This window comes from Streptomyces sp. FH025 (assembly GCF_017427025.1).
In the GTDB taxonomy this organism is placed as follows: Bacteria; Actinomycetota; Actinomycetes; order Streptomycetales; family Streptomycetaceae; genus Kitasatospora.
Genome location: NZ_JAFLNG010000346.1, coordinates 1 through 7,971, shown reverse-complemented (window position 1 = coordinate 7,971; position 7,971 = coordinate 1). Strand labels below are relative to the sequence as shown.

10 protein-coding genes are annotated in these 7,971 nt (G+C 73.0%); 7 read left to right on the top strand and 3 right to left on the bottom strand.

Going from position 1 to position 7,971, the window contains the following annotated elements:
- Window positions 1–408: hypothetical protein (locus J0670_RS23055; RefSeq protein ID WP_207813552.1), on the top strand; the 408-nt coding region annotated here is incomplete at its 5' end.
- A 60-nt stretch (window positions 409–468) separates the two neighbouring features.
- Here the strand turns inward: J0670_RS23055 and J0670_RS23050 are convergent.
- Window positions 469–918: a hypothetical protein gene (locus J0670_RS23050; protein WP_207813551.1), complete on the bottom strand. Its 450-nt coding sequence runs from the start codon at window positions 916–918 to the stop codon at window positions 469–471.
- A gap of 168 nt (window positions 919–1,086) precedes the next feature.
- On the opposite strand from J0670_RS23050, the gene proC reads away from it, so the two are divergent.
- Together proC and J0670_RS23040 are read left to right on the top strand one after the other, a co-directional pair.
- A complete protein-coding gene (proC, locus tag J0670_RS23045) occupies window positions 1,087–1,914 on the top strand; it encodes a pyrroline-5-carboxylate reductase (protein WP_207813550.1) in 828 nt (275 codons plus the stop codon).
- Window positions 1,915–2,009: 95 nt separating this feature from the next.
- Window positions 2,010–3,257, top strand: a complete 1,248-nt coding sequence (locus J0670_RS23040) for an MFS transporter (protein WP_307806651.1) — start codon at window positions 2,010–2,012, stop codon at window positions 3,255–3,257.
- 27 nt (window positions 3,258–3,284) lie between these two features.
- Here the strand turns inward: J0670_RS23040 and J0670_RS23035 are convergent, their stop codons facing one another.
- On the bottom strand, window positions 3,285–3,755 hold the full coding sequence (locus tag J0670_RS23035; protein ID WP_207813549.1) for a hypothetical protein: 471 nt from the start codon (window positions 3,753–3,755) through the stop codon (window positions 3,285–3,287).
- A 182-nt stretch (window positions 3,756–3,937) separates the two neighbouring features.
- Window positions 3,938–4,462 carry a DUF11 domain-containing protein gene (locus tag J0670_RS23030; RefSeq protein ID WP_207813548.1) on the bottom strand — a complete coding sequence of 175 codons (525 nt, stop codon included), beginning with the start codon at window positions 4,460–4,462 and terminating at the stop codon, window positions 3,938–3,940.
- Between the two features lie 119 nt (window positions 4,463–4,581).
- Between J0670_RS23030 and J0670_RS23025 the strand changes: the two genes are divergently transcribed.
- The 4 genes from J0670_RS23025 (at window position 4,582) to J0670_RS23010 (ending at window position 7,842) form a co-directional block, all read left to right on the top strand.
- The gene (locus tag J0670_RS23025; protein ID WP_207813547.1) at window positions 4,582–5,778 is read left to right on the top strand and encodes an acetoin utilization protein AcuC; all 1,197 of its coding nucleotides are present in this window, start codon (window positions 4,582–4,584) and stop codon (window positions 5,776–5,778) included.
- 236 nt (window positions 5,779–6,014) lie between these two features.
- Window positions 6,015–6,224 carry a helix-turn-helix domain-containing protein gene (locus J0670_RS23020; RefSeq protein ID WP_045699258.1) on the top strand — a complete coding sequence of 70 codons (210 nt, stop codon included), beginning with the start codon at window positions 6,015–6,017 and terminating at the stop codon, window positions 6,222–6,224.
- A gap of 191 nt (window positions 6,225–6,415) precedes the next feature.
- On the top strand, window positions 6,416–6,514 hold the full coding sequence (locus J0670_RS23015) for a 30S ribosomal protein bS22 (RefSeq protein WP_003948845.1): 99 nt from the start codon (window positions 6,416–6,418) through the stop codon (window positions 6,512–6,514).
- Window positions 6,515–6,735: 221 nt separating this feature from the next.
- Window positions 6,736–7,842: an NAD-dependent epimerase/dehydratase family protein gene (locus tag J0670_RS23010; protein WP_207813546.1), complete on the top strand. Its 1,107-nt coding sequence runs from the start codon at window positions 6,736–6,738 to the stop codon at window positions 7,840–7,842.
- The last annotated feature ends 129 nt before the right edge of the window (window positions 7,843–7,971 follow it).

Sequence of the window (7,971 nt, the reverse complement as noted above, 5' to 3'; positions counted from 1 at the left end):
TGGCCGCGCCGGGTCGGCGTCTCGGTCGGCGCCCTGGTCGCCACCGCCGCCGCCGTGCTGGTGCTGCGCTTCGGCGTCGAGGGCGTGGCCCTCGCCGAGAGCGGCGGCTTCGTGAACGGGCTGCTGACCGCCGCCATCGCGGTCTGCTCGATGATGGCCGTCCGGCGAACCTGGAAGGTCCTCACCGAGGGCAAGGAGCAGCTGACCGGCTGGATGGCCGAGGACAAGTCGCTCGGCGCGGTCTGGCTGATCGGCGGGGCCGGCAGCCTGGCCGCCTACTTCGCCCGCAGCCTGGTCGAGGCCCCCGGCGAGTCGGTCAAGCGGGCCGCGCACCGGCGGGCCGTCGAGCAGTACGAGAAGCGCCAGGCGGGCCGCAGCGGCCGACCCGGCGGGAAGCGCAAGCGCTGACGAGCGCCGGCCGCGGCTGACCGTGCCGTACCCGCGGTTCGTCCGGGATCGCGCCGGTGCTCAGCCCTTGCCGCGGGCCTGCTTCACCGAGCCCACCACCCCGGCGATCACCAGCAGCAGGCCGGCCGGCAGGAGCGAGACGAAGAAGGCCCCGATCAGGCCGGGGTCACCGAGGAACACCTGCGCCAGGGTGTTCAGCACCAGCAGTCCGCCGGCCGCAGGGAGGGCCGCCCGCCACGGGTGCGCGTCCGCCCAGCGGCGCAGCCGTCGGTCGCCGGTGTCGCGGCGCAGTTGCCCGCCGACGGTGCCGACCAGGAAGAAGAAGAACAGGGCCCAGCCGGCCGGTCCGGCCAGCATGCTGAGCGACCAGTCGCCGGAGATCGCCTCGACCCCCAGAGCGGTCGCCCCCACCACCGCACCGACTCCCGTGGCGGTCCGCCACGGGCCCACGGTCGCCGAGGCGACGGCGAGTTGCCGGTTCTCACGTCGGGACATTTCGTCGTGTGCCATAGGTCCACGGTGCGCCCGCGCGGGGCCGGAGGCCATAGGGGAAACCCCCGAGTTTTCTCCCTAGGGGCGAGGGGCTCCGAAGGGGCCGGCGACCACGGACCGGACGGTGCCGACGGGCGTCGCCGCGCGGTGCGAGGATGGCCGCAGTACCGAGGCAAGGAGCGGACCATGGGCAGCAGCGCAGCACACGGACAGAAGATCGCCTTCCTGGGCACCGGCAAGATCGGCGAGGCCCTGCTCTCCGGTCTGCTGCGGGCGGGCAAGGCCCCGGCGGACGTGCTGGTGACCGCCCGTCGCCCCGAGCGCGCCGCCGAACTCACCGCCCGCTACGGCGTGGTGGCCGTCTCCAACGCCGAGGCCGCCAAGCTGGCCGACACCCTGATCCTCGCGGTCAAGCCGCAGGACATGGGCACCCTGCTGGAGGAGCTGGCCCCGCACATCAGCCCGGACCGGCTGGTGATCTCGGCCGCGGCCGGCGTCCCGACCGCCTGGTTCGAGGAGCGGCTGGCGGCCGGCACTCCGGTGGTCCGGGTGATGCCCAACACCCCGGTGCTGGTGGACGAGGGGATGAGCGTCATCTCCGGCGGCTCGCACGCGACCGAGGAGCACCTGGTACGGGCCGAGGAGATCTTCAGTTCGGTCGGCAAGGCGCTGCGGCTGCCCGAGTCCCAGCAGGACGCGGCCACCGCGCTGTCCGGCTCCGGCCCGGCCTACTTCTACTTCCTGGTCGAGGCGATGACGGACGCGGGCATCCTGCTCGGCCTGCCCCGGCAGGTGGCGCACGACCTGATCGTGCAGTCGGCGATCGGCGCCTCGGTGATGCTGCGCGACTCCGGCGAGCACCCGGTGAAGCTGCGCGAGGCGGTCACCTCCCCGGCCGGCACCACCATCGCGGCCATCCGCGAACTGGAGAACCACGGGGTGCGGGCCGCGCTGCTCGGCGCCCTGGAGGCGGCCCGGGACCGCTCCCGGGAGCTGGCCTCCGGCGGGAAATGACCGCTGCGCGACCCCTCCCGCAATCGCGGCGCACCGCCTACGCTCTCGGCCAACATCGTCCTACCGGGCGGTAGCGAGGTCGTCTGGAGGTCCGTGTGAGTGCCGTACCGTCCTCGCAGCCCCTTTCGTCCGCAAGGGCGCCCGGCCTGCGCGCCGGGCGGGCCGCGCTCGCCGTCAGCTTCCTGCTCCAGGGCACCGTCTTCGCCCTGCTGGTCACCTGCATCCCGGAGATCCAGCACCGGTACGGGCTGAGCGACGCGCTGCTGCCGGCCTTCCTGGCCGCGGTGCCGGTCCTGGCCGGGGTGGGCTCGATCCTCTCCGAGCGGCTGGTGAAGCGCACCGGCGCCCGGGCCGTGCTGAGGGTGGTCCAGCCGGCCGTCTGCCTCAGCCTGGCGGGTGCCGGGCTGGGCGACACACTGTGGCAACTCGCCCTCGCACTGGGAGCGTTCGGGCTGCTGGTGGGCGCGCTGGACGCCAGTATGAACATGCTCGGGGTGGGGCTGCAGCACCGCTACGGCCGCTCGATCATGATCGGCTTCCACGCCGCGTTCAGCCTCGGCGGCATCCTCGGCGCGGCGATCGCCGGCCTCGGCTCGCACTACGACCTCGGGCTGCCGGTGCTGTTCGGCACGGCCGCGGCGGTGGTCGCCCCGCTCGCGGTGCTGACCGGCACTCTCCCCCAGCCTTCGGCCGGGGGGACCCCCACCGCGGGCCCGGCCGAACTCGGTGACGCCGTACGGGAGGCCGCCGAGGCCGCCGCCCGCTCCATCCCCTGGCGGCCGCTGCTGCCGCTGTGCCTGGCCATGGCCTTCGCGTACATCGCGGACGCCTCGGTCTCCAACTACAGCGTCAAGTACCTCACCGACGGCCTGGGCAGCCGCGAGGACCTCGCCAAGCTCTCCTACCTCGGCTACATGGTCGCGATGCTGCTCGGCCGGGCCCTCGGTGACCGCGCGGTGCAACGCTTCGGCGCCGTCCCGGTGGTGCGCACGGGTGCCGCGCTGGCCGCGCTCGGCTTCGGGCTGGCCGCCGTCGCGCCCGCGGCCTGGGCGGGCATCGCCGGCTTCACCGTGCTCGGCTTCGGCATCTGCGCGATCATCCCGCAGGTGTTCGCGGCCGGCGGCAGGCTCTTCCCGGCCGACTCGGACGCCGCCGTGGCCCGGCTCAACCTCTTCAACTACGTGGGCTTCCTGATCGGTTCGCCGCTGGTCGGGGCGATCGCCGACGCGAGTTCGTACCGCTGGGCGCTGCTCGCCCCGATGGTGCTGGTGCTCGCCGTGCTGCCGCTGGCCGACCGCTTCGCTCCGGCGCCGGCCGCGCCCCGGGCCCCCGCCGTCGCGTGACGGCGGGGGCGGTCGACGGGGCGGGGGTCAGCTGATCACGGTCTGGAGCTCGGGCAGGCCCTCGGCCCAGAGGCGGTCCTTGCTGTACCCCGGGGCGTCCGACCCGTACTCGGCGTAGACGTACGGGGCCAAGTTCAGCACGTAGGGCCCGGTCCAGGTCGGTGTGGAGGTGATCTGGACGGTGACCGTGACGGTGCGGGTGTCGCCCGGTGCGATCGGCGTTCTGAGGTGGAAGGCGGCGTTGCTGTTGAAACCGCCGAACGTGCAGTCCGTGCTCTCGCCGCCGCACCCGATGGGGGTGACCACGTCCTGCCGCTGGTTGGTCGGCCAGGTCGGCTGGATGTGCACGTAGGCGAAGGAGATGGCGTTGGTCTCGGTGTTGGTGAGGGACAGCGTCAGGGTCAGCCGGTCACCCGGCGCCGCCGTCTTCTTGTCGACGGAGAACGCGGTGCCGCTGATCGGGTCGAGGGCGGAGGCCGGTTGGGCGGCAAAAATCATGCCAAGTCCCAGTAGTGCAGCGAGAATTACCCCAAGGCGTCGCACGCTGAATGGCTTCATGGCGGAGAGGATAGGGAGTTGTGAAGGCCCTGTCTGCACTTCCTTCACGCCATCGCCAAGCGTCGCGGCGAGCCCTGGCCCCCGCCGTCGCGTGACGGTGGGGGCGGTCGACGGGGCGGGGGTCAGCTGATCACGGTCTGGAGCTCGGGCACTCCGTAGGTCCAGCTCTGGTCCTTGGCCGTGGTCGTGCCGCCGACCTGGCCGAACTCGTAGTAGACGTAGGGCGCCCAGTTGAGCGTGTACGGCGCGGTGCCCCACGCCGGAGTGTCGGTGATCTTGACGGTGAGCGTGACGCTCTTCGTCGCGCCCGGTGCGATCGGCGCGTTGAAGTGGAAGCTGGCGCTGTTCCCGTTGACCGCGCAGTCGGAGGTGTCGCCGGTGCAGCTGACGACGGTGAACGCTCCGGCCTGCGTGTTGGCCGGCCAGGTCGGCTGGACGGACTCGTAGGCGAAGTAGATGGCGCTGTTCTCGGTGTTGGTGAGGGACAGCGTCAGGGTCAGCTGGTCTCCCGCCCTGGCCGTCGACTTGTCGACCGCGAAGGTGGTGCCGCCGACCGCGGCGGAGGCCGGCTGGGCGGCAAAGAACAGCCCAAGTCCCAGTATTGCAGCGAGAATTACCCCAAGGCGTTGCACGCTGAATGACTTCATGGCGGAGAGGATATGGAGGCGTGAAGCATTTGTCTGCACCGCCTCAACACCAGCCCCAACGCCACCCCCGGTGCGCCCTGGCGGCCACCCGGCCGCCTCCACCCGCTACGGTGGAGGCCATGCCCGAAGCCGAGCGTGACACCCCCTGCGGCCTGCACCTCTTCTGGGACGAGGCCGTCACCGCCTACGACTTCGGCCCCGGCCACCCGATGGACCCGACCCGGCTGGCGCTCACCATGCGCCTGGTCGAGGCCCTCGGACTGAACACCGGGCCCGGGGTGACGGTGCGGTCCGCGCCGCCCGCCGGGGAGTCCACCCTGGGGCTGGTGCACACCCGGGAGTACATCGAGGCGGTCAAGCACGCCGCCGCCCACCCCGAGCAGCCGGACCCCCGGCACGGGCTCGGCACCGACGACAACTGGTCCTTCCCGGCGGTGCACTCGGCCTCCGCGCTGATCGCCGGCCAGTCCGTGGCCGCCGCCGAGGCGGTCTGGCGCGGCGAGACCCCGCACGCCGTCAACTTCACCGGCGGACTGCACCACGCGATGCCCGGCAAGGCCTCCGGCTTCTGCGTCTACAACGACCCCGCCCTGGCCATCGCCCGGCTGCTCGAACTCGGCGCCGAGCGCGTCGCCTACGTCGACGTGGACGTCCACCACGGCGACGGCGTCCAGCAGGCCTTCTGGAACGACCCCCGGGTACTGACCGTCTCGCTGCACGAGCACCCCGCCACGCTCTTCCCGCAGACCGGCTGGCCCACCGAGACCGGCGGTCCGGACGCCCCCGGCTCCGCCGCCAACCTGCCGCTGCCGGCCGGCACCGGCGACACCGGCTGGCTGCGCGCCTTCCACGCCCTGGTGCCCGAGCTGCTCGCCGCCTTCCGGCCGCAGGTCCTGGTCACCCAGCACGGCGCGGACACCCACCTGGAGGACCCGCTCGCCCACCTCGCCGTCACCGTGGACGCCCAGCGGCTGATCGCCGAGGAGCTGCACGAGCTGGCCCACCGACTGACCGGCGGCCGCTGGGTGGCCACCGGCGGGGGCGGCTACGCCGTGGTGGACGTCGTCCCGCGCACCTGGACCCACCTGGTCGCCACCGCCGCCGGCCGGCCCGTCGACCCGGCCACCGAGACCCCCGACGCCTGGCGCGCCGAGGTCTACCGCCGCACCCGCCGCCCGGCCCCGCTGCGGATGACCGACGGCGCCCGCCCGGCCTGGCGCGACTTCGACGCGGGTTACGATCCGGCCGACCGGCTCGATCAGGCCATCCTCGCGAGCCGCCGCGCGGTGTTCCCGCTGCACGGCCTGCTGGCCTGATCCCGCCGCCCCGGCACCCTTCCGGCCTCACCCCGGGCGGCGGTGCGTACGCCACCTGGTGCGATCCGCCGAGCGGCTACGTACTGCAACGGTCCTATCTCTCACCGTACGAGGACTGCACTTCCCCTCTTCCCACTGGTACCACCCATAACTACTCTGGGGATACACGTGTGCCGGTGGAGTCACCGGAGGGGAAGCCGGTGCCTTGCACACGGGTTAAGGGACGGGTGATGGTCATGAGTTCCGTCGAGCGCCCCCTGCAGGAAGTCGTCTTCCTGACCGTGGCCGAGGTCGCCGCGGTCATGCGGGTGTCCAAGATGACGGTGTACCGGTTGGTGCACAGCGGAGAGCTGCCGGCCATCCGGGTCGGACGGTCCTTCCGGGTGCCCCAGCAGGCCGTGCACGAGTACCTCAAGGAGTCCTACGTGCGGCTCGAGAGCGCGTAGCCACCGGCCGGGCGGGGGCGGGTCCGCAGCCGTGGGCCCCGCCCTCGTTCGCCCCGGATTTCCCGCGAGTTTCCCGGTTCCGGGGAGCACGATTACGGCCCTGGCGCCGTGGACGGTAGGCTAGGCCCTCACGTCAGTCGTATGGACTCCGTCTCTCACGGGCGAGAGTCTCAGTGAGCGAGGGTTGTTCCGTGGGCTCTGTCATCAAGAAGCGTCGCAAGCGTATGGCCAAGAAGAAGCACCGCAAGCTTCTGAAGAGGACCAGGGTCCAGCGTCGCAACAAGAAGTAACGCCTGAGCCTGCGCTTCGGCCCCGCCTTGCGGGGGTCGCCCGCGCACGCGCGTTCAGCGGCGCAGGAAGAACTGATTGGCCCCGCCCTCGCGGGGTTCAAGCGTTCCACCGCCCGCCCTGGCCCCCGTGGCCGGGGCGGGCGGTGTCGTTTCACGGCCCGGTGGGGCGGCGCGGTACGGTGCACGCAGGCCGCTCGGTCGAGGGAATGGGGTGCAGCACCGTGGGCGTCGTCGTGCTGGTCACCGGCGTGGCACGCCATCTCGGTGCCCGCTTCGCCGCCGAGGTCCGACGCCGGCCGGGGGTGGACCGGGTCGTCGGGGTGGACGTGCAGCCGCCCGGTCGGCCGGTCGAGGAGCCGGACGGCCCCGCCGCGCCGTACACCTTCCACCAGCTCGACCTCCGTCGCCCGGTGCTCTCCCGGGTGCTCGCCGAGCACCGGGTCGACACCGTGGTCCACCTCAGCGTCAGCGCCACCGGCCTGGGCTCCACCAACCGCTCCGCGGTGAAGGAGTCCAACGTCATCGGCACCATGCAGCTGCTCGGCGCCTGCCAGAAGGCCCCCGGGGTGCGCCGGCTCGTCGTGAAGTCCACCACCGGCGTGTACGGCTCCGCGCCCCGCGACCCGGCCGTGTTCAGCGAGCGGATCCAGCCGAAGGACCCGCCCGGCGGCGGTTTCGCCAAGGACGCGGCGGAGGTCGAGGGCTACGTCCGCGGCTTCGCCCGGCGCCGCCCGGACGTCGCGGTCACGGTGCTGCGCTTCGCCAACATCCTCGGACCGAACGCCGACACCCCGCTCAGCGAGTACTTCGCGCTGCCGGTGCTGCCGACCGTGCTCGGCTACGACCCCAGGCTCCAGTTCGTGCACGAGGACGACGCCGTCGCGGTGCTCTGCCGGGCCTCCGACGCGCCCGCGCCGGGCACCGTCAACACCGGGACCTTCAACGTCGCGGGGGAGGGCGTGCTGCTGCTCTCCCAGTGCGCCCGCCGGCTCGGCCGCCCCACCCTGCCGCTGCTGCTGCCCGCAGTCAGCTGGATGGCGGTGCTGGCCCGGCAGACCCGACTGGTGGACGTCTCCCCGGAGCAGCTGCGACTGCTCACCCACGGCCGGGTCGTGGACACCACCCGGCTGCGGGAGACCTTCGGCTACCGCCCGGCGTTCACCACTCCGGAGGCCTTCGCCGACTTCGCCGCCGCCTGCGGCCCGGGGCTGCTGCCGCCCGAGCGGCTGGCCGCCGTCACCGACCGGCTGACCGCCCTGCTCGGGCCGGGCGAGCCCGCCGCGGTACCGGACGCCGTACCGAACCGCCCCCGCCGACCGAGGAGCTGAACCGCGATGAGTGCCGCCGCCGAGAACGCGCCGGGCGAGGCCAAGGTCATCCCGATCGAGTCCGCTCCCAGCTGGAGCTCGCCCCAGGGCCCGGGGCTGGCCGACCGGATCGCCGGGGCCGTCGGCGGG